This window comes from Pseudoalteromonas sp. C8 (genome assembly GCF_011378685.1).
In the GTDB taxonomy this organism is placed as follows: domain Bacteria; phylum Pseudomonadota; class Gammaproteobacteria; order Enterobacterales; family Alteromonadaceae; genus Pseudoalteromonas; species Pseudoalteromonas arctica.
Genome location: NZ_WTKT01000013.1, coordinates 34246 through 55387 on the forward strand (window position 1 = coordinate 34246; position 21142 = coordinate 55387).

The following is a 21142-nucleotide window of genomic DNA, read 5'->3' on the forward strand; positions in this document are numbered from 1 at the left end:
GGCATTTTACACTAAATAATTTATTGCTGAAATGATGAGTTTAAGAGATGAGCAAAATCAAACATGAAAAATTCTGTTTTTATCGCACAACATGGGTAGTGGTAGGAGAAAAATGCTAAAATCTGGGAAAATGGTATGTTTATACATGCGCATTGCCTTCTTTATATTTAAGCACACAGCTAAGAGATAAAATTACGTATGACCGATTATTCTTTGAGCCCTTGGGCTCGGGTACTTTCCAGCTCAATAACGCGATTTGGTGAATTTAAAACCGCAGCTATTTGTTACACTTTATTTTTAACTGTATCTCTTATTTTATCGAGCATGTTTTATTATGTTGCGATAGGCGAATTACACCTTGTTGATATTTTGGCTGTGGTATTTTTTACGGCTGTAGTTTCTCCTTTAATTATAAGTGTATTACTTAATTCAATTCGTCAATTAGATGCCTCGTATGCTTATTTAGATAGCGCAACCAAGCAGGAAAAGCTCTTAAACCAAACCTTAAAAGACAACATTAGTCGTTTAAATATTGAAATTGATGAGCGTAAAATGGCATTTCATGCCAAGCATCGCGCTATCGAAGAGCTGCGCCGAGAAATTGCTGAGCGTAAAAAAACACAACAAGAACTTGCCCAACAAAGTATGTTGCAACGCTCAATCGTTGATTCATCTCCCGATCTATTTTATTACCGTGATAACAACGGTGTATTTGCCGGCTGTAATAAAATGTTTGAAGAGGTAATGGGAAAATCAAGTAGTGAGCTAATAGGAAAAACGGTAGAGCAGATATTCCCGAGTCATTTTTTAGCTGAAGTTTTGGCAACCGATAAAGAAGTAGAGCAAAGCCATAAAGCGCTGACTATAGATGTAGGTTATGAAGTAAATGGTGAAACACGTTGGTTTGAGCTGCGTAAATTACCTTTTATAAATGATGACGGTGACTACATTGGTTTACTGGGTTTTGGTCGTGATATCACTAGCCGTAAAGAGGCAGCACAAGCGCTCGAAACTGCCTATAAAGACAAAGGTAAGTTTATTGCTACGCTGAGCCATGAACTACGTACTCCTTTAAATGGCATTGTTGGTTTAACGCGTATGTTATTAGATACAGAGCTTAATAAGCAACAGCGTAGTTGGGGCAATACTATTTTTTCGAGTGCTGAAACACTCGGCAATATTTTTAACGATATTATAGATTTAGATAAAATAGATAGAGATCAGCTCGATATAGCAACCAATTCTATTAATGTGTCAGACTTTATAAACGATGTAGTTAATTTTGCAGGCTTAATAGCAGAGCAAAAAGAGCTTGAGTTTGATATTAAGCGCAATGGCATACTTGATGTTTACGCGCAGCTCGATCCGACTCGATTACGCCAAGTTGTTTGGAACTTAATTAACAACGCCGTTAAGTTTACTCAGCAAGGCAAAGTAACACTCGAATGCAGCAGAGAAAATCGCGTAGAAGGCCCATGGTTAGTTATTAAGGTACGAGATACCGGTCAAGGTATTCCACCAGAGCAACTTGCCCATATATTTGATATGTATTACAAAGCGCCGGATTTAAAAGGCACTAACGCGATAGGCTCCGGTATTGGTTTAGCTGTAACTAAGGCACTTGTAAGTGCAATGAAAGGGATAATTACGGTAAATAGTACTGAAGGCGAAGGAAGTTGTTTTACAGTGCAAATACCGCTTAGTTTATGTGTTGCACCAACAGAGCAAAGTTATGTTGGCCGTGGTTTGTATATTCTGCTAGTAGAAGATGTGCCTCTGAACGCCGAAATTGCTACAAACCTATTAGAGCAACGCGGGCATGAAGTGTTATGGGCTGAAACCGGTGAAGATGCGCTCTCGTTTGTCGAAACCGAAGATGACTTAGATTTAGTACTACTCGATATGCAATTGCCAGATATAAACGGTGACGTGGTTGCTAAACAAATACGCTCAGATAGCCACTTCGATAAATTACCTATTGTTGCTTTAACTGCCAATGTACGCAGTGCTGAAAAAGAGCTTGAAGGTATATCAATACAAGGTGCGTTGGCTAAACCAATTAACACAGTTAAGCTTGATAAAATGCTGGCTGACTTATTTGGCATTAAGCAAAGTGAATGCACAGAGCCACAGCTAAAAGTAAGTGAAGAGGCGCTAGAGGGCATTGATGCACACTTATTAGATATTGAAACAATAGAAGACTTTGTAAATTCGATGGGCTTAGTTGTATTTAGACGCAGTAGTCAGTTATTCGAAAAGCTAAGTCCACAATATCAGCAAGAATTACTTACTTCATTAAATGCCGGCGATAGAGAAGAGTATGAATCAGTAGCGCATAAACTTAAAGGTGCGGCTGGATCGGTAGGTTTAAATGATGTGCAGCTTCATGCCAAAATAATGGAGCATGGTGCGATTGATGAATCTGATGAAATGTTAAAGCAGTGGTTAGATGTTTTAGCAGATAAAATAAATGAAGGACAAAAAGCCCTTCATTTATTTTTACAGCAATTAGAGTAAAACTAATTAGCTCTAATTAAGCGTCAATTTTACCAATGAAACGGTAACCTTCACCATGGATGGTGCTGATTAACTCTGACGTTGAGTTATCACTCTCAAAATGCTTACGAATGCGACGAATAGTAACATCAACAGTACGGTCATTTGCACGAAGCTCACGGCCTGTCATGTGCTTGATTAATTGCTCACGACTAAAAATACGACCTGGAGAATCAAGCATTAAACGAAGTGCTCTGTACTCACCTTTTGGTAAACGTTTAGCGTCGCCATTTGGAGAAGTAAGACAGCGGCTATTCTCATCAAGTTCCCAACCGTTAAACGTAATAACACCATTTGTTTCTAGTGCTGACTCTTCACCGCCTAAAGCAGTACGAGTAATAAGGTTGCGAGCTCTAATAGTTAATTCACGCGGGTTGAATGGCTTAGTAACATAGTCATCTGCGCCAATTTCAAGACCTAAAATACGGTCAACATCGTTGTCACGACCGGTTAGGAATATAAGACCTACTTTACGCTTTTGGCGTAATTCACGGGCTAAAATAAGACCGTTTTTACCAGGAAGGTTGATATCCATAACTACAAGATTAACGTCATCGTTATTTGTAAGCTTGTCATGCATATCATCGCCATCAATGGCTTCAATAACTTTGTACCCTTCAGCTTCAAATAAACTAACTAGGTTCAGTCGAGTTACGTCTTCATCTTCTACGATTAGAATGACTGGCGTTTGCATTATTAATTAACCTTTTGGAATATTTTATTTATAAAAAAACCGGTGACGAATTTATAACCGATTACTAGAGATTATAGGATTATACCCATTTGTTAACAAGGAAAAAACAAATTGGATAAAAATAAAACAGTAGGGTGTCCAAAGTCTACTAAAAAGGGCAGTGCAAAAACTACTGTTTAATTGATATATACGTGGATGTAGCTATTTGAATCATAAAGTCGAAGCCATTTTCCTTTAATAATTGATACATCATTCAATCAAACAAGGTACTTAAAATAATCAGACTAATTCAAAGCAAAACTATATCACTTTCTAACCTTTCATCAATGTATGTGATACAGCAAAGATAAAAAAGTTCATAAATCGCTTGGTAATATTTATTTAATGCAATTAAATAATGTTACGCGCTTATCACATGCCTCATTAATGAGGTCATTAAATGCTAATTCAAGGATAAATTTTAAATATATGCACTTTTTAGTGATCTTTATTTAAGGAATAGTAATTATAAAGCGAGCACCGTGTTTTTCTTCAATATCAAACATAACTCTTCCGCCAAGTGCTTGTGTTACTAGGTTGTAGACCAAGTGCATGCCTAAGCCGCTTGCGCCTTGTCCGCGCTTTGAAGTTACAAACGGGTCAAAAATTCTATTTTTAATGTTTTTATCAACGCCTTGACCGTTGTCAGAATAAACTATTGTTAATTTTTTCCCTACTAGTTCTACGTCAAAGCGAATTTCATTATTTTCTTTACCTATAAATCCATGAATCACAGAGTTCATAAGCAACTGCTGAAACACTTGTTGCAGAGGTTCAGACTTACTATGAATAGCCAAGTCGGTCGGACAGTTAATAATAACGACAGGCTTTTTAGGCAGTAGTTCAGATTGAATCGATGTTAAAACATCACTTATTAATTTATGTACATTAATATAGGTATTAACACCGTCATCTTGAATAACGGCCACTTTTTTAAAGTTAGATATCAGGTCTGCGGCACGATTTAGATTACGATAAATTAAGTCTAAGTTTTCAATACCTTCATCTATAAAGCGTTTTAGATGGCTTGAGGTAAGTTTTTTATCGTCAAAGCTTTGCTGTATATCTGCCAGTTTATCTCGAAGTAATGTAGAGCCTGTAATACCTAGCCCTATTGGTGTATTCACTTCATGGGCAACCCCAGCAACCATTTGCCCAAGCGATGCCATTTTTTCGTTTTCAACAATTTGCGTTTGGTACTGATGCATTCGCTCAAGGGTTGATAAAAGCTCTTGATTTGCTTCTCTGAGAGCGATTGTTCGCTGGTTTACTTTTTCTTCAAGGCTCTGGTTTAGTTGTTTTATTTCTTGTTTATCTTTTTCGTGGCGCTCAAGTTGCTTTTTGGTGCGTGTAAGCATGATATTTAAACTATTTGAAAGAGCGGTTATTTCTTTTACATCGGTTATTGGCGCGCGTGCATCATAGTTATGATTTTTAGATACATCCTGCAATAGCATGCTTAACTGCTCTATTGGCTTGGCTATACGTCGTTGAACTTTTATAGCAATAAAGTAAACAACGATTAAAATTAATAGAGTTAATAGCACGTCTATTAATATTTTTCTCTCAATATAAGTCTCTAAACTTTCGAGGCTCCCTCGCATGTATACATAACCGACCAACTTTTCGTTATCGTAAATAGGGCGGGTTAGTTCAATATGATCGCTCGTAATTCGTGGCGTTTTTAGCTCATCAACACTGTCTATTCTTAGTGGTACTGGAGGTGTTTTTTTTGCATTAAAGCTAATAAAAAAAACAGGTTTTTGAGATGCTTTTTCTATTGAATAAATATGTATGTTTTTTACAAGGGGGATATTTTCAAATGACTTGAGGCGTTTTTCTTCTGTTTTTCTATCATCTTCAACTACTGATTTACCAGCATCAAAAGCTACAATTTCAGAAAGTATGACGAGTTTATTAATGATTAATTGCTTTTGCTCTTTTACGCTTAAATAAGTAGATATCGAAATAGATAGCGACAAGCAAATAGCTGTAATAAGCATAATTAAATTTATGAGTGCTTTGCGAATGCTACTTTGATGAACTTTTTTAGGCATTATTTCGTTATCGCCTGAATTAATTTTGATTATTTAGAGTTTTAGTTTAGCAAAGACGGGAGAAAATGAAGGAAAAAAGCTAAATTAATTCTTATATTTATGCGAAGGTTAGCTTGAGCGCGTTTGCACTCAAGCATTTTTAAAAATAATACTAGCTGCTATATACGGCAAACTTGTTATTTTTAAATACCGTTTGGTAGCTTTCAAATTGCGTTTCTAAAATAGGCGGGTATTTTAAAAAGCTGTTAGCAACAATATTCAGCTTTCCTACTTTAGTTAAATGCTGTTTTGCATTTGCTAAAAATGTTTCTGCTACTGTGTAGTCGGTTGCAATACCTGTATGAAAAGGTGGATTGCTAATAATTAAATCAAACTTACCGGTAATGCTTTTAAGGCCGTCACTTAATATCGCTTCGCCTTTGATGCTGTTAAGCTTTAGAGTTTGCTGTGTTGCGTAAGTTGCCAGTGCACTTACATCACTACACACAAACTCAAGTGCTGGATTATGCAGCCCTAAAAAGGTTGCTATTAAACCTGCGCCACAGCCAAAGTCGAGAACCCTACCTTGCTTAATTGTCGGTGCGTTTTCGAGTAGAACTTTCGTTCCCATATCTAAACTACCGTGATTAAACACCCCTGGGACACTAATAGCTGTAAACTCGGTGTCGGCAACATTAACAACAAACTTTTTATGGTAGGTCGTAATATCAAAGTCAGGATGCTGGGTAATCTCAGCAAATGAGTAAAGAACGCAGTGCTTAGCTGAATCAATTTTGTTACTAAACTCAGCTTTACCAGCTAATTGCTTTTCAATTGATTTAACACCACTTTTGTTTTCACCTACCACCAATAGTTCGGCATCGTCAGTAATAGCAGATCGAATATTATCAAGCGCCATTAATAACTCAGGTTTTGATTTAGGATAGTAAAGAATAACTAAATCGTAGCCGTTACCAGGTATTGTGTGATTTACACAAATCTCAACGTCTTTGGTGTTTTTAGCAAACTCGCCGTTAGCATGGTTGTAGCTAAATGCAGTTACCTTGCTTTGCGGGTTAAGTTTTTTAAGCTCTGTTAAAAAGCCATCTTGAACAAAGTTGACCACCAAGATAGATTTGCCCGTTAGTGCCTCGCTATTACGAAGTAACAGTAAACTTGGGTTGGTTAGTACGCTCATAAATGGCTTTGCCTTACAGTATGTTTAGTTTTATCAAAAATAAAAGTGAGTGCTTAAAGTTACAAATTACTCAGTACGTTCAAACATTAAATCCCACACGCCATGACCTAGGCGATGTCCGCGCTGCTCAAACTTAGTAAGCGGGCGCAAATCTGGACGTGGAACATAATCGTTTGTTTCTGATTGGTTTTTAAAACCAGGAGCTACATTCATTACTTCGAGCATATGCTCTGCATAGTTTTCCCAATCTGTTGCCATATGAAAAACGCCACCCATTTTCAGTTGGGCTCTTAGTTTTTCAACAAACTCAGTTTGTACGATACGGCGTTTATGATGACGCTTTTTATGCCAAGGATCAGGGAAAAACAACTGTAGTGTTGTTAAGCTTTCATTAGGTATACAGTCTGCAAGTACTTCAACTGCATCGTGTTCAAAAATACGCAAGTTAGTAATGCCTGCTTCATCGGCATCCATTAAACAAGCACCAACGCCTGGGCGGTGTACTTCAATACCAATAAAGTTTAGGTGAGGGGCATTTGTTGCCATTTCGACAAGCGATTTACCCATACCAAAACCAATTTCTACTACTACATCGTTGTTGTTGCCAAAAACTTCGCTTAAATCAAGCATACCGTTTTTATGCTCTAGGCCCATTGTTGGCCAGCATTTTTCGATTGCAGCGGCTTGGCCTTTGGTTAATCGACCTTCGCGTTTTACAAAACTGCGAATGGTGCGGATGTATTTACCTTCTTGCTTAGCTTGCTCAAGGTTAGTGTTGCTTGATTCACTCATATTATTGGCCTGACAAAAACAATGTGTTTAAAAATGGTTGCATATTATCCCTGACCGAGCCCGCAATCACAAGTATTAGCTGGTTTTACACGCCCTATAGCTTGATCTTTTTATTAACTACAATAGACTGAGCCGCCATTGAGCATCAGTAAAAGTACAATATGTTGGATTTAAATAAAGAACAGTCTAATTCGTTTTCTAATCAAGTCGTTGATTGGTATCACCTTCATGGGCGTAAAACACTTCCATGGCAGTTGGGTAAAACACCTTATAAAGTGTGGGTGTCTGAGGTGATGCTCCAGCAAACTCAAGTTATTACTGTTATCCCATATTTTGAAAAATTCATGCAAAGCTTTCCAGATATTATTGCTTTAGCCGATGCTGATGAAGATTTAGTACTGCATCACTGGACTGGCTTAGGGTATTACGCTCGTGCGCGTAACTTACATAAAACAGCTAAAATAGTACGTGACAAGTACCAAGGTGAATTTCCGCAAACGCTTGATGAAGTAATGGATTTACCGGGAATAGGACGCTCTACTGCCGGGGCTGTTTTATCATTGTCGCTTGGGCAGCATCATCCAATTTTAGATGGGAATGTTAAGCGAGTCTTAGCGCGCTACTTTATGATAGAAGGTTGGTACGGTGTTAAAAAAGTCGAAAACCAGCTTTGGCATTTATCAGAGCAATTAACACCTAAAAATAATGTCACCGAATTTAATCAAGCTATGATGGATTTAGGTGCGAGTGTTTGCTCACGCAGTCGTTTTGATTGTGAGGCTTGCCCATTAAATTCAGGTTGTGGTGCTTTTAATGCAGGTAAAGTAAAAGAGTTTCCACATTCTAAACCTAAAAAAGCAGTGCCGAAGAAGAGTTGTCATCAGTTAATTATTCAGTGCGGCGATAAAGTGCTTATGGAAAAACGCCCTAACAGCGGTATTTGGGGAGGACTATTTGGCTTTTTTGAATTTAATGAGTACGAGGAGCTTCAAATATTTTTAGCTCAGCAAGGATTAGAAGCCAACTTAGTAGAGCTTGAAGCGTTTATTCATGTGTTTTCACATTTTGAGCTGAAGATTAATCCGCATGTGCTCAATGTTAAGAACATTCCTGATGTAGTAAATGACAAACAATTAGTATGGTATCCGCTTGATCAATCAATAGAGGTTGGCTTAGCAGCGCCAACTAAAAAGTTGGTTAAACAAATTACAGCAATAGTATAGAATAGCCCCATATTTAGCGTTAGAGAGAATCAATCATGGCACGTACAGTATTTTGTCAAAAGTTACAAAAAGAAGCCGAAGGGCTTGGCTTTCAGTTATACCCTGGTGAAGTTGGTGAAAAGATTTTTAATAACATCTCTAAAGAAGCGTGGGGTCAGTGGCAGCATAAGCAAACAATGCTTATTAACGAAAAGCATTTAAATATGATGGACCCAGAGCACCGCACATTTTTAGAAGAGCAAATGGTTGGCTTTTTGTTTGAAAACAAAGATGTGGAAATTGAAGGTTATCGACCGCCTGAAAAATAATATTTTGAACATTAAAAAAGGGCTAAATAGCCCTTTTTTTGTGTGCGATTATTTAATCACTTAACTCATCTTCTTGCTCAGAGATTTTAATTTGTTCTTTTAAAAATTGAGCTGCCTTAGAGTATTCAATTTCTAACTTATCTCTTAAGTCTATTAATTCATCGGTAGTGAGTTCACCTTTTTTACATTTATCTTCAAATGCACTTGAAAGTTCAGCCACCGTTAGGGCACCAATTGTTTTAGAGATCGATTTTAATTGATGACACCCTTCAATAATCTCATCTAAATCGTTAACCATAACGCCTGAATTAATCCCCTTAATTAGCCCTTGGCTTTGTTCTAAATACATTTTGAAAAAGCGTAACTGTTTAGCTTCGTCACCATTTACATATTTAGCAACCGCTTCCATATCAATAGGTAGCGCCATGGTTTGATGGATAACTACATTTGGGTTTTGGCTTTGCTTATCGCTCCAGCGTTTTAAGGTGTCCTCTAACGCGTTTAGCTCTATAGGTTTGGTAATGAAGTCGTTTATACCTACGGCTAAACAACGCTCTTTTTCGCCTTTAAGTGCGTTTGCTGTTACAGCAATAATGTAAGGCTGTGCATCAATTGATTCTAATAGCTCTGCTTCGTTACGGATTTTTTCGACCATATCGTAACCCGACATTTTAGGCATGTGTAAGTCGGTTAAAATAAGTGAGTAATCACCTTTTCTCCACATATCTAAGCCTTCTTCACCGTTGTTTGCTATCTCAACGCCAAAACCTAGTATGTGTAATTGATCGGTCAGCACTTGTTGGTTTAGAAGGTTATCTTCAACAAGTAAAACCAATTTGTTTGATTTACGAGCTTGCTCAACATTTAAATAGTTATTAAGTGTTTTGGTTTTTTTAATTTGTTTAGGTGTATGCAAACCTGCAGCGACTAAAATAGACAGCATAAAGTTAGACTTACATAAAGGAGAGGCATTAATATAAAAAATATTATTATGATTTATAGCCGCTTCATCAAGCTTACTTAGTACAACAACTTGTTGGTTATAATCCTCTAATGAATAAAATAAGCGTCTTAGCAGCGCGTTTGTTTTATCCATATTGTCTATGCCATCAGCCACCCAAATAATATCTTGCGAATGTTGGTGCTCTTCAATTTCTTCTTCTGTGTGTGCATAAACTATTTTAGCGCCCATAAACGATAAATAACGGTACATTGTTTTTTCACGTTCTAGGTGATTACTAACTACAACAATTTGCTTACCATTTAATGCACCTTTGTGTGCGTACTTAATTCTACCCGATGTGCTAAACGGCAGTTCAACAGTAAACTCACTGCCAATTCCTGTATGGCTAGTTACATGAATAGTACCTAGCATAAGCTCAGTTAAGCTTTTACAAATAGAAAGACCTAAACCTGTCCCTCCATATTCTCGGGTAATCGAATTTTCGGCTTGAATAAACGGATTAAATATTTCGCGTAGTTGTGCCTGCGACATGCCTTTACCGTTATCAGTTACGCAAAAGCGTAAGGTAAAGTGATCAGTCGTATTATGTACCACCTCTACTGATATTTTTACATGCCCTTGGGTTTTTTCATCAGTGCTCGTAAATTTAATTGCGTTGCTACATAGGTTATAAAGAACCTGACGTACACGTACGCTATCACCGGTAAGATTTATAGGAATATCTGGTGCTATTGCTAGCTCTAAATCAAGCTCACGTTTTTTAGCAACAGATGAGAGCACACGAGCAACTTCTTCAATAGTATCGGTTACCGAAAATGGGATCGGGTCAATATTTAGCTTTCCAGCCTCAATTTTAGAAAAATCTAAAATATCATCCAAAATGCTCAATAACGAAAATGCTGATTCACGAATAATCGTACTTAAACGATGCTGAGCGCCATCAAGTTCGGTCTGGCGCAGTAAATCAATAGTACCTATAACACCATTCATCGGTGTTCTTATTTCGTGACTCATCGTTGCTAAGAATGTTGTTTTAGTTTCGCTTGCTCGCTCTGCTTTTAATGTGGCTTGCTCAAGCGCTAAGGTACGATTTTGCACTTCGGCTTCTAGGCCATTTTGTAATTTATAAAGCTCTTTTTGTGCAGAGTCATTCTCGCTCATTGCAGTTTGTACTTTTTGTAGCAATAAGTTGATGTTTTTTGCTACTACACCTAAACCAATATCAAGTTGCTCATCAACATTACTATTGTAATTAGCATCTTCAGTGATTGCCTGTAACTCTTGAGTAAGAGTGTCAGTACTTTTACGTAAGCGCGTATTAATGTACATATTAAACATTAAAGTAAGTATAAATAATGCAGCAACACTCGCTATCGCGATGATGTAAGCGATAACTTGAGAGTCTTGAGCGCTTAAAGGCGTGGCTGGTATGTTTTGCTTAATAATAAGCTCGCCAATGGGCTGATCGTTTAACAATAGTAGGTGATGCAGGATACCTTCTTCTTTTAAGTGCTTTTCAGTTTTAACAGAAGCGATGGCTGGTTTACTGCTGCTATATACCAACTGAGTATCTGATGTAGCATTGAAGCGATATAGAGTATATTCAAAGTCACCGTCTAATAAGGAGGTTAAATCAAGTAACTGTTTTACTTTACCTTGACCATACATAGTTAATGCATCAACCATAGGTAAGTCTAATCTATCGGCAAGCGTTACAATATTAATAGAGGATGCTGGTTGGGCTGTCTTAACTTCAGTTTGTGTATAAAATGAGTGGGCAACAATGGCGAGCGCTGTTACAGCAATATTAATGATTAAAAAAAGTGGCAGTAAGCCTTTAACTGGCGATGAGAATTTACTCTGCATTGATTGTTTCCAATTGATGTGTTTTTACTACGATAAGTCCCTATCGTACGTATCTAAGCTAATCGTAACATTTACAAAAAATAATTCACTACGGTTTTAGTCTGATTTAGTTATATTTATTTATAGTTATAGCCCGATTTGTGGTAAAAATGAACGTTATTAATAAAAAACGTACTGAGTTGTCTGAAAACCGTTCAAACAGTTATAAAGAAGAAAAAAAAAGTTGACTTGTAAGGGCAAAACTCGTTTAATACGCCGCACGCCCAGATAGCTCAGTCGCTAGAGATGAGTGGGAATTGCATTAAAAATCCTTTAAGATTTTTAATTAGCACTGTTTAAGTGCCTCGATAGCTCAGTTGGTAGAGCAGAGGATTGAAAATCCTCGTGTCCCTGGTTCGATTCCGGGTCGAGGCACCATTTATTAAAGTAGTGGTGTTTAATCAACAGTTTAAACATTATTACGCGTGCCTTAGCACACAGTTTTGTGTGCCGACTTAGCTCAGCTGGTAGAGCAACTGACTTGTAATCAGTAGGTCAACCGTTCGACTCGGTTAGTCGGCACCATTTATTTAAAGTAGTTTGAAAAGAAAGCTGTAATCAGTAGTCTGTTCAAATTACCCGTCGACTCGGTTAGTCGGCACCATTTATAAAGCTAAAAGTTAAATAATTATTTTACTTTTAGTTAGCACAGTTTATGTGCCTCGATAGCTCAGTCGGTAGAGCAGAGGATTGAAAATCCTCGTGTCCGTGGTTCGATTCCGCGTCGAGGCACCATTTACTTTAAGTTATCAATCTTTAAAATTGAACGTGCCTTAGCACACAGTTTTGTGTGCCGACTTAGCTCAGCTGGTAGAGCAACTGACTTGTAATCAGTAGGTCAACCGTTCGACTCGGTTAGTCGGCACCATTTATTTAAAGTAGTTTGAAAAGAAAGCTGTAATCAGTAGTCTGTTCAAATTACCCGTCGACTCGGTTAGTCGGCACCATTTATAAAGCTAAAAGTTAAATAATTATTTTACTTTTAGTTAGCACAGTTTATGTGCCTCGATAGCTCAGTCGGTAGAGCAGAGGATTGAAAATCCTCGTGTCCGTGGTTCGATTCCGCGTCGAGGCACCATTTACTTTAAGTTATCAATCTTTAAAATTGAACGTGCCTTAGCACACAGTTTTGTGTGCCGACTTAGCTCAGCTGGTAGAGCAACTGACTTGTAATCAGTAGGTCAACCGTTCGACTCGGTTAGTCGGCACCATTTATTTAAAGTTAATTGTAAAGTATAACAATTAATTAGCACATTTTATGTGCCTCGATAGCTCAGTCGGTAGAGCAGAGGATTGAAAATCCTCGTGTCCGTGGTTCGATTCCGCGTCGAGGCACCATTTATTGAGAAGCCTTGCTTATGCAAGGTTTTTTTATTTTAAGTGCTTTATAAAAGTTCTCAATCTTTAAAATTGAACGTGCCTTAGCACACAGTTTTGTGTGCCGACTTAGCTCAGCTGGTAGAGCAACTGACTTGTAATCAGTAGGTCAACCGTTCGACTCGGTTAGTCGGCACCATTTATTCAAAAGCCTCGCTTATAGCGAGGCTTTTTTGTTTTCAACTTGAGAATTAAAAATACCCATAGTTAAGAGCAAAGCAACTGACTTGTAATCAGTAGTCTGTATAAGTTATCCGTTCGATTAGGTTAGTCGGCACCATTTATTCAAAAGCCTCGCTTATAGCGAGGCTTTTTTGTTTTCAACTTGAGAATTAAAAATACCCATAGTTAAGAGCAAAGCAACTGACTTGTAATCAGTAGTCTGTATAAGTTATCCGTTCGATTAGGTTAGTCGGCACCATTTATTCAAAAGCCTCGCTTATAGCGAGGCTTTTTTGTTTTCAACTTGAGAATTAAAAATACCCATAGTTAAGAGCAAAGCAACTGACTTGTAATCAGTAGTCTGTATAAGTTATCCGTTCGATTAGGTTAGTCGGCACCATTTATTCAAAAGCCTCGCTTATAGCGAGGCTTTTTTGTTTTCAACTTGAGAATTAAAAATACCCATAGTTAAGAGCAAAGCAACTGACTTGTAATCAGTAGTCTGTATAAGTTATCCGTTCGACTTAGTTAGTCGGCACCATTTATTCAAAAGCCTCGCTTATAGCGGGGCTTTTCTGTTTCTATATGTCTAATACCAATCCGCAATAATACTTAATCAATTTTAGGGATTAAACCTGACGCTAACTGCGTTAAAAATTTCTGATATAGAGCAACTAAATAACGAAATTTTTGCCTTGTTATCGACACGATTCTCTTACCTCAAAATAGATCACTTAATTAAGCGAATTGGTATAATCTCTTAGACACACTACAAAAAGTTAATTTTTTATTATTAAAAATTGCTGATCATTTGCTCATTTTTACCGTATAACTGGCTATTATGTTAGTTCATCGCTAGCTATGTAATGTTATGTAAAGTAGGTTGAGCAAAAGTTGCCAAAGTGCTTGAATTACGTTCATAAATAGCAGTAATTTAGGTTTAATTATGATTTGGCAATGCAAGCCAACCCTATTGGCAATTAGTGTGATGCTGCTTAGCGGCTGTGCGAGTGATTTTAACTCGTCGCAGCGCATGCAAGCGCCTAATAATATGCCACAGCAATGGCAGCAAGAAGCATCAAGCTCGGTATTAAAAGTACAAGAGCAATGGCTTACACAACTACAAAACCCTACGCTTAACAAATTTGTACAACAAGCACTTAAAAACAACCAACAGCTTTTACAAACTAGTTACGATGTAGAAATTCAAAAACAACAGCTTATAGTATCGGGCGCTGCGCTTTGGCCTAGCCTCGATTTATCAACGCGTACTAGCCGTAGTAAAGACAACCGCCCAGTGAGCTACGACAACGCAAGTTCAGTTAGTTTAAACTTAACTTACGAGGTTGATTTATGGGGTAAGCTTTCAGATTCAAAGCGCGAAGCTAATCTTAACTATTTAGCGCAACAGGCACGGTTTGAGCAAGCTAAACAGCAACTCGTTGCTGATGTGGTAACAGGCTGGTTTGATGTTGTTACATCACAACAATTACTCGATTTATTTAAACGCAGAGAAGCTAACGCACAGCAAAACCTAGATATTATCGAGTCTGGCTATCGCCAAGGTATAAACGAAGCACTCGATGTATATTTAGCCCGTAATGAGCTCAATACTGAACGCGCTCGCATTGCCACTCAAACGGCGAACCTATCGGCTTCAGCACGTGTACTTGAGCGTTTACTGGGTGAATACCCAAAAGGTGCCATTACTGCTAGTAGCGACTTACCCGTTATTAATACCGATATTCCACTAGGCTTACCTTCTGAACTTATAACACGTAAACCTACGCTGCGAGCAAGTTGGTATGATCTTTTAGCCACCGACGCTTCATTGGCGTATGCGCACAAACAACGCTTTCCAAGTTTAGATTTAACAGCTTCACTAAGTGATAGCACCGACAGAGTAAGCGACTTGTTTTCTCCATCAAGCCTTGCATGGTCGTTATTAGGTAGTATTTCAGCACCACTTTTTGAGGGCGGACGCTTAAAAGCGAATGAAGAAATAGCGCGCCTTAATACTCAAAAGCAAGAGCAACTTTATTTGCAAACGCTTTACGATGCATTTGGTGATGTAGAAAATGCGATTTCACAGCAGCAGTCCCTCAAAGCGCAATATAGCAGCACCCTTGAGGCGCAAGAAAACGCACTTGCAGCAGAGCAGTTGTCGTTTGAGCAATATCAAAGTGGCTTGGTAACTTACACTACGGTGCTTGACGCACAAGGCAGGTCTTTCGATGCACAAAGCTCCTTAATCGACATTAAAAACCAATTAATAGCTAACAGAATTAACTTACACGTTGCCCTTGGTGGTGATTTTGCAAAGCCCTCAAGTGAACTAAAGAGCAATAATGATGAAAACTAAAACAGCAAAAATTATTATTCCAGCGGTGGTTATTATTGCCACTATTTTAATTGTTATGTTTATTAAAGGTAATCCGCCAGAGGCTAAACGCTTTGGCTCACCTCCTAAAGCATCAATAAGTGTGGCTGCGCTTGAGCTTAAACCACAAAATTACCAAGTGATGATTGATAGCTACGGTACGGTAAAACCACGTACACAAAGTTTATTAGTTGCTCAGGCATCTGGGCAAATAATTGAAGTAAGTGATGACTTTAGAGAAGGTGGCTTTTTTGAAAAGGGCGACGTACTTTTAAAGCTAGACGATAGAGATCATCAAGCTGAAGTTAAATCTGCTCAAGCCAATTTATTAACGGCAGAGCAAGGCTTATTAGAAGAAAAAGCGCGTGGACAACAAGCTATTACTGATTGGAAACGCCTTGGCGGCTCAAATCAGGCAAGCAGCCTAGTACTGCGTGAACCACAACTTGCAGCAGCCGAAGCAGAAGTTTTATCTGCTCAAGCAGTACTTGAAAAAGCCATGCTTGATTTAGAGCGCACTAAAGTAACCGCGCCATATGCGGGTCGTATACTTAGCCGTAGTGTTGATTTGGGGCAAGTTGTTACTAACAATACCCAGCTTGCCACTATTTACGCAATCGATAGCGTAGAGATTCGTTTACCGATTAAAAATAAAGATCTTCCGTTCGTAAATTTACCAGAGCAATATCGTGATGGCGCCAAAAATCAAGCAGGTTCAATTGTTAAATTTACCTCTGACTTAGTGGGTGAGCAAACGTGGCAAGGGCAGCTAGCGCGTACCGAAGGTGCTATAGATGAAGGTGCACAACAGCTTTACGTAGTTGCTAAAATTAACGACCCATATAAAGCAACGGCTAATAACCAGTACCCAATAAAAATAGGGCAATACATAAAGGCGCAAATTACCGGTAAAACAGTTCCTAACGCACTTATAATCCCTAACAGTACTATTTATCAAGGGACGTATGTTTATGTTGTTGAAGAGGGTGTACTTAAGCGTAAAGACATTACACTTGCTTGGCAAAATGCGACACAAGCGATGATAAAAACGGGATTAAATCCAAATGATAAACTGGTTATTACTCCACTAGGGCAAGTGAGTTCTGGAACTCAGGTAAGTATTTTAGGCGAACAAAGCACAGAGCAACCTAAAAGCCGAGGAGCTAATGGGCAAGGTAAAGGAAAGCGCCCGACGCCAGAGCAGCTTGAGCAAAAAGCAAAAGAGCAGGGTATTAGTGTTGAAGAGCTAAAAAAACGCCGCGCAGCAAAGCAAGGAGATAAGCCATGATCGCTTGGTTTGCCAAAAACCATGTTGCTGCTAACTTATTGCTAGTAACGCTGTTACTGTCGGGACTTTTTAGCTTATCAAGCAAAATACCGCTTGAGGTATTTCCTTCATTCGAAACTGACATGATAAGCGTAAATGTAAGTTTGCGTGGTTCAACACCAGAGGATGTAGAGCAAGGTGTAACTATACGAATAGAAGAAGCAGTACAAGATTTAGAGGGCATAAAGCAAATATTTAGTCGCTCTTCTGAAGGTTCTGGCTCTGTGACAATAGAAGTGGAAAGCGGTTACGACCCTCGTGAGCTTTTAGCTGATATAAAAAGTCGTGTAGACGCAATTAACACTTTTCCAGCCGATGCTGAAAAGCCGATAGTAGCGCTTGCTGAGCGAATTCGTGAAGTTATCGCGGTTACCGTATCGAGTGACTATGGCGAAAAAGAAACCCGCGAATACGCAGAAACAGTACGCGATCAAATCCTACGTTTACCTAATGTAACGCAGGTAGAGCTAAGTGGCGTTCGTGATTACGAAATAGCCATTGAAGTAAGCCAAGATATTCTTCGTCAGTACGATTTAAGCCTGGCACAAATATCGAGTGCTATTTCTAACTCAAGCTCAGATATTTCTGCTGGTAACTTAAAAACAGAAGGCGGGGACGTACTTATAAGCTCTAAAGGGCAAGCATATCGTAAAGATGAATTTGCCAGCATTGTTGTTAAAAACCAAGCCGATGGCACTATTATTCGCTTAGGCGATATAGCGACTATAAAAGATGATTTTGAAGAAACACCAGTACGTACTCGCTTTAATGGTAAGCAAGCTGCATTTATCGACGTATATCGAATTGGTCCACAAAGTGCGATTACAGTTGCTGACGATGTTAAAAACTACATAAAAGAGCAACAAAGCTCTCTCCCGCAAGGGTTTGAACTAAGTTACTGGGATGATGATTCGGAGCTGGTTAAAAGTCGTATTTCGACCCTTACTACCAATGCTTTACAAGGCGGTATTTTAGTACTGGCTTTACTTACTTTGTTTTTACGCCCTGCAATTGCATTTTGGGTATTTATTGGTATTCCTGTTTCGTTTATGGGCGCGTTTATAGCGATGCCTATTTTTGGCGTAACCCTTAATATTATGAGCTTATTTGGCTTTATATTGGTACTGGGGATTGTTGTTGATGACGCCATAGTTACCGGCGAAAACGTTTACACCCATCTAAAAACAGCTAAGTCGGGCGAGCAAGCCGCAATTTTAGGTACTCAAGAAGTAGCAACACCAGTAACATTTGGTGTGTTGACTACCGTTGCTGCCTTTTTACCTTTGGCTTTTATTGAAGGGGCGCGTGGTGCCTTGTTTGCACAAATACCGGTAGTAGTTATTCCAGTATTATTGTTTTCATTGATTGAATCTAAATTTGTACTACCAGCACATTTAAAATATATAAAACTACGCCACGAAAAAGGCGAACCTTCAAAGTTTGATGTTATTCAACAGCGTTTTGCAGATGGATTTGAAAACGCGATTTTAAAATACTATCAACCCACTTTAAATTTAGCACTGCGCCATAAATTGGCTTCGGTAAGCTTGTTTATTGGTGTATTTGTTATAATTTTAACCATGATCACCAGCGGTTGGACTAAGTTTGTATTTTTCCCGCGCATACCAAGCGAAACAGTCCGCGTTAACTTAACACTACCAACAGGTACACCGTTTGAAGTAACTAATAAATACGTAATTGACATGTCGCAAAAGGCGCAGCAATTACAAGAAAAGTACCGCGATCCAGATACTGGCGAAAGCGTTATTTTAAATATATTAGCCACAACAGGCGGGCGTGGTGGTGTATCTAATTCAGGCTCTGTACGCTTTGAAATAACCCCTGCCGAAAAACGTGAATCAGACATAGGATCACGAGAACTTGCCAGCGAATGGCGCGATTTAATTGGTGTGATACCAGGCGCCGAAAGTTTAACGTTTAGAGCCGAAATTGGCCGAAGTTCAGACCCCATTGATGTTCAGCTTAGCGGCACTTCGTTGACTATTTTACAAGACGTGGCTGATCACATTAAAACCCGTTTATCGACCTATCCAACGGTATTTGATATTGCCGATAGTATGTCCGACGGTAAAGAAGAGTTACAAATAGAGCTTACGCAACAAGGTTTAGCGCTGGGCTTAAATAGAGTCAATGTAGCAGGACAAGTACGTAACTCGTTTTTTGGCTCGCAAGCACAACGTATTCAGCGAGGCAGGGATGACGTACGTGTAATGGTACGCTTACCTATAGATGAGCGCCGCTCTGTAGCTGACCTACAAAACATACTTATAAATACGCCTGATGGAGGCTCAGTGCCTTTATCGCACGTGGCAACACTTACTGCTGGGCAAAGTCCATCAACTATTAATCGAATAGACCGTTACCGCACATTAAACGTAACAGCCGATATCGAAAAAAATAATACCAACATGACCATACTGCAGGCTGACCTAACGGAGTATTTAGATGGGTTAATGCAGCAATATCCTGGAGTAGATTACAAACTAGAAGGTGAGGCTAAAGAGCAAAGAGAGTCGTTTGGGTCGTTGGCTTGGGCACTTGTGTTTGTATTTTTTATTATTTATGCGCTATTAGCAATACCGCTTAAATCTTACTTACAACCAATCATAGTAATGAGTGTAATCCCATTTGGCATGATAGGTGCTGTAGTAGGGCATTGGATCATGGGAATGGACTTAACTATTATGAGTTTACTCGGTATGCTTGCGCTAACCGGGGTGGTGGTAAATGATTCGCTTGTACTCGTTGATTTTATTAATAAAAAGCGCAGTGAAGGTGGTAAAGTTCTCGATGCTATAAAAATTGCAGGTGCATCACGTTTTCGCCCTGTAATGCTAACTAGTTTAACGACCTTTATTGGCTTAATGCCATTACTGTTTGAAAAAGCGACTCAGGCACAGTTTTTAATACCAATGGCGGTGAGCTTAGGGTTTGGGATTATTTTTGCTACCTTTATTACTTTATTGTTAGTACCAATAAACTACATGCTAATGGAGCGTTTTCAAGGTTGGTTTAAATAACTTCACTCTTAAATACGTGATTATTAAAGCTGTAGGTAAGCAATTACCTGCGGCTTTTTTATAAGCTAAAAAGTAATATTAGACAATAGAAGATAAGTGAATAAAAAATTTAGATAAATATAAGAATAAACAGGAAGGTTAATTTCTTTTTTGATAAAGCCTTTTAAAGGCGAGGGTTTGCTAAAAAGGTGTTCCCCAAGATACGGTACTCGGTTTCAGTCCTGAAACCAGAAGGTTTCAGGGCGGGAATCTGCGGTTTACCGTAGGCTTCTCGGTACATGCCGAGCCTGCACAATAGTAGACGAACAGAAACCCTGGTATAAAATTTATCGGCTCAGGGACTTAACTAAGCTCCGGTACCCCAGGGAACAATTTAAGTATATAAGACATAATCCAATCCTTAAACCCCAAACGTAAAAAATTAAACCGTTCGCTTAGTTTTTCCGCACCTTTAACTCATCATTTACTTTATCGCATGGTTTTTGAGCTTGATCATACAATTAATTGGAGTTGCTTTTTATCGAGTGGTAGCATTGCCTTAACTTGCAAAGCGAAGATTCGATTATGAACGATTTACCCGATTACGAAAAAGCTCAACTGCTTTTAGAAAAAAACGAAATATTTGTATCACCTGCTGAAGCGCATGGTGTGATTAGTGGTTTACTTGCGTGTGGTTTAACCATTGACGACAAAGAATACTTAGGCCTTTTGAGTGATGTGTTTAACGATGGTGAATCGTTTAGTAACGATTTAAAGCAGTTTTTTGGCACTATTTATAAGCAAGTAGTCGCGAGCTTTAATGATGATGAATTTCAGTTTGATTTATTTTTACCAAGCGACGACGAAACACTCATCGATCAGGCTAATGGCCTCGTATCATGGGTAGCGGGTTTTATGCTTGGTTTTGGTTTAAAGCAAAAAGACTACGGTAAACTATCGAGTGATGTTAAAGAGGTTATTACTGACTTTAGCGAAATCACTCGCCTAGATACTACTTTTGAAGAAACCGAAGAAGACAGCCAAGCGCTGCACGAAGTGATTGAATATGTGCGTGTATCAGCACTACTTTGTTTTGCAGAGCTTGGTAAAGAGCAAAGCACGCAAAGTACTAAAAAAACACTTCATTAACTTTTAAAAAGT

The 21142-nt window shown here is 38.6% G+C and carries 12 protein-coding genes, 8 tRNA genes and 1 other RNA gene; 15 read left to right on the forward strand and 6 right to left on the reverse strand.

Annotation, left to right across the window (positions count from 1 at the left end):
* The first annotated feature begins 198 nt into the window (after nucleotides 1–198).
* Nucleotides 199–2517 carry an aerobic respiration two-component sensor histidine kinase ArcB gene (arcB, locus tag GQR39_RS13345; protein ID WP_165735837.1) on the forward strand — a complete coding sequence of 773 codons (2319 nt, stop codon included), beginning with the start codon at nucleotides 199–201 and terminating at the stop codon, nucleotides 2515–2517.
* A gap of 16 nt (nucleotides 2518–2533) precedes the next feature.
* Here the strand turns inward: arcB and arcA are convergent, their stop codons facing one another.
* The 4 genes from arcA to trmB all read right to left on the reverse strand — a co-directional run bounded on the left by arcA (nucleotide 2534) and on the right by trmB (nucleotide 7315).
* A complete protein-coding gene (arcA, locus tag GQR39_RS13350) occupies nucleotides 2534–3250 on the reverse strand; it encodes a two-component system response regulator ArcA (RefSeq protein ID WP_002962549.1) in 717 nt (238 codons plus the stop codon).
* Between the two features lie 491 nt (nucleotides 3251–3741).
* The gene (locus GQR39_RS13355; RefSeq protein WP_165735838.1) at nucleotides 3742–5346 is read right to left on the reverse strand and encodes a HAMP domain-containing sensor histidine kinase; all 1605 of its coding nucleotides are present in this window, start codon (nucleotides 5344–5346) and stop codon (nucleotides 3742–3744) included.
* Nucleotides 5347–5497: 151 nt separating this feature from the next.
* Entirely contained in the window at nucleotides 5498–6523 is a 1026-nt protein-coding gene (locus GQR39_RS13360) for a methyltransferase (protein WP_165722087.1), read from the reverse strand.
* A gap of 66 nt (nucleotides 6524–6589) precedes the next feature.
* Nucleotides 6590–7315, reverse strand: coding sequence for a tRNA (guanosine(46)-N7)-methyltransferase TrmB (gene trmB, locus GQR39_RS13365; RefSeq protein ID WP_007582957.1), 726 nt, complete (start codon nucleotides 7313–7315; stop codon nucleotides 6590–6592).
* Between the two features lie 161 nt (nucleotides 7316–7476).
* Between trmB and mutY the strand changes: the two genes are divergently transcribed.
* Nucleotides 7477–8538 (forward strand): A/G-specific adenine glycosylase, encoded by a 1062-nt coding sequence (mutY, locus tag GQR39_RS13370; protein ID WP_024594521.1) that lies wholly within the window; start codon nucleotides 7477–7479, stop codon nucleotides 8536–8538.
* Nucleotides 8539–8573: 35 nt separating this feature from the next.
* Nucleotides 8574–8846, forward strand: coding sequence for an oxidative damage protection protein (locus GQR39_RS13375; protein ID WP_007582954.1), 273 nt, complete (start codon nucleotides 8574–8576; stop codon nucleotides 8844–8846).
* Nucleotides 8847–8898: 52 nt separating this feature from the next.
* Here GQR39_RS13375 and GQR39_RS13380 read toward each other — a convergent pair whose 3' ends face one another.
* On the reverse strand, nucleotides 8899–11676 hold the full coding sequence (locus GQR39_RS13380; protein WP_101164123.1) for an ATP-binding protein: 2778 nt from the start codon (nucleotides 11674–11676) through the stop codon (nucleotides 8899–8901).
* 341 nt (nucleotides 11677–12017) lie between these two features.
* Between GQR39_RS13380 and GQR39_RS13385 the strand changes: the two genes are divergently transcribed.
* From GQR39_RS13385 to GQR39_RS13435, 11 genes are all read left to right on the forward strand, one after another.
* Nucleotides 12018–12093, forward strand: a tRNA-Phe gene (locus tag GQR39_RS13385).
* Nucleotides 12094–12164: 71 nt separating this feature from the next.
* Nucleotides 12165–12240, forward strand: a tRNA-Thr gene (locus tag GQR39_RS13390).
* A 134-nt stretch (nucleotides 12241–12374) separates the two neighbouring features.
* A tRNA-Phe gene (locus GQR39_RS13395) sits at nucleotides 12375–12450 on the forward strand.
* Nucleotides 12451–12507: 57 nt separating this feature from the next.
* Nucleotides 12508–12583 (forward strand) — tRNA-Thr (locus GQR39_RS13400).
* Between the two features lie 134 nt (nucleotides 12584–12717).
* Nucleotides 12718–12793, forward strand: a tRNA-Phe gene (locus tag GQR39_RS13405).
* A gap of 57 nt (nucleotides 12794–12850) precedes the next feature.
* Nucleotides 12851–12926 (forward strand) — tRNA-Thr (locus GQR39_RS13410).
* A 51-nt stretch (nucleotides 12927–12977) separates the two neighbouring features.
* Nucleotides 12978–13053 (forward strand) — tRNA-Phe (locus tag GQR39_RS13415).
* A 102-nt stretch (nucleotides 13054–13155) separates the two neighbouring features.
* A tRNA-Thr gene (locus GQR39_RS13420) sits at nucleotides 13156–13231 on the forward strand.
* A 969-nt stretch (nucleotides 13232–14200) separates the two neighbouring features.
* On the forward strand, nucleotides 14201–15616 hold the full coding sequence (locus GQR39_RS13425; RefSeq protein ID WP_165735839.1) for a TolC family protein: 1416 nt from the start codon (nucleotides 14201–14203) through the stop codon (nucleotides 15614–15616).
* The gene (locus tag GQR39_RS13430) at nucleotides 15606–16922 is read left to right on the forward strand and encodes an efflux RND transporter periplasmic adaptor subunit (RefSeq protein ID WP_010554901.1); all 1317 of its coding nucleotides are present in this window, start codon (nucleotides 15606–15608) and stop codon (nucleotides 16920–16922) included. Before GQR39_RS13425 ends, GQR39_RS13430 begins: the two co-directional genes overlap by 11 nt.
* Entirely contained in the window at nucleotides 16919–20002 is a 3084-nt protein-coding gene (locus GQR39_RS13435) for an efflux RND transporter permease subunit (protein WP_024589701.1), read from the forward strand. Before GQR39_RS13430 ends, GQR39_RS13435 begins: the two co-directional genes overlap by 4 nt.
* 188 nt (nucleotides 20003–20190) lie before the next feature.
* Here GQR39_RS13435 and ssrS read toward each other — a convergent pair.
* Nucleotides 20191–20373, reverse strand: a non-coding RNA gene (ssrS, locus tag GQR39_RS13440) — 6S RNA.
* Nucleotides 20374–20566: 193 nt separating this feature from the next.
* Here ssrS and GQR39_RS13445 point away from each other — a divergent pair.
* Entirely contained in the window at nucleotides 20567–21130 is a 564-nt protein-coding gene (locus GQR39_RS13445) for a UPF0149 family protein (protein ID WP_007587323.1), read from the forward strand.
* Nucleotides 21131–21142 lie beyond the last annotated feature (12 nt).

Coding starts and splice junctions, on each gene's coding strand:
- GQR39_RS13435 (WP_024589701.1), top strand. CDS start 16,919: ATGATCGCTTGGTTTGCCAAAAACCATGTTGCTGCTAACTTATTGCTA.
- GQR39_RS13425 (WP_165735839.1), top strand. CDS start 14,201: ATGATTTGGCAATGCAAGCCAACCCTATTGGCAATTAGTGTGATGCTG.
- GQR39_RS13380 (WP_101164123.1), bottom strand. CDS start 11,676: ATGCAGAGTAAATTCTCATCGCCAGTTAAAGGCTTACTGCCACTTTTT.
- arcB (WP_165735837.1), top strand. CDS start 199: ATGACCGATTATTCTTTGAGCCCTTGGGCTCGGGTACTTTCCAGCTCA.
- GQR39_RS13375 (WP_007582954.1), top strand. CDS start 8,574: ATGGCACGTACAGTATTTTGTCAAAAGTTACAAAAAGAAGCCGAAGGG.
- arcA (WP_002962549.1), bottom strand. CDS start 3,250: ATGCAAACGCCAGTCATTCTAATCGTAGAAGATGAAGACGTAACTCGA.
- mutY (WP_024594521.1), top strand. CDS start 7,477: ATGTTGGATTTAAATAAAGAACAGTCTAATTCGTTTTCTAATCAAGTC.
- trmB (WP_007582957.1), bottom strand. CDS start 7,315: ATGAGTGAATCAAGCAACACTAACCTTGAGCAAGCTAAGCAAGAAGGT.
- GQR39_RS13430 (WP_010554901.1), top strand. CDS start 15,606: ATGAAAACTAAAACAGCAAAAATTATTATTCCAGCGGTGGTTATTATT.
- GQR39_RS13355 (WP_165735838.1), bottom strand. CDS start 5,346: ATGCCTAAAAAAGTTCATCAAAGTAGCATTCGCAAAGCACTCATAAAT.
- GQR39_RS13360 (WP_165722087.1), bottom strand. CDS start 6,523: ATGAGCGTACTAACCAACCCAAGTTTACTGTTACTTCGTAATAGCGAG.
- GQR39_RS13445 (WP_007587323.1), top strand. CDS start 20,567: ATGAACGATTTACCCGATTACGAAAAAGCTCAACTGCTTTTAGAAAAA.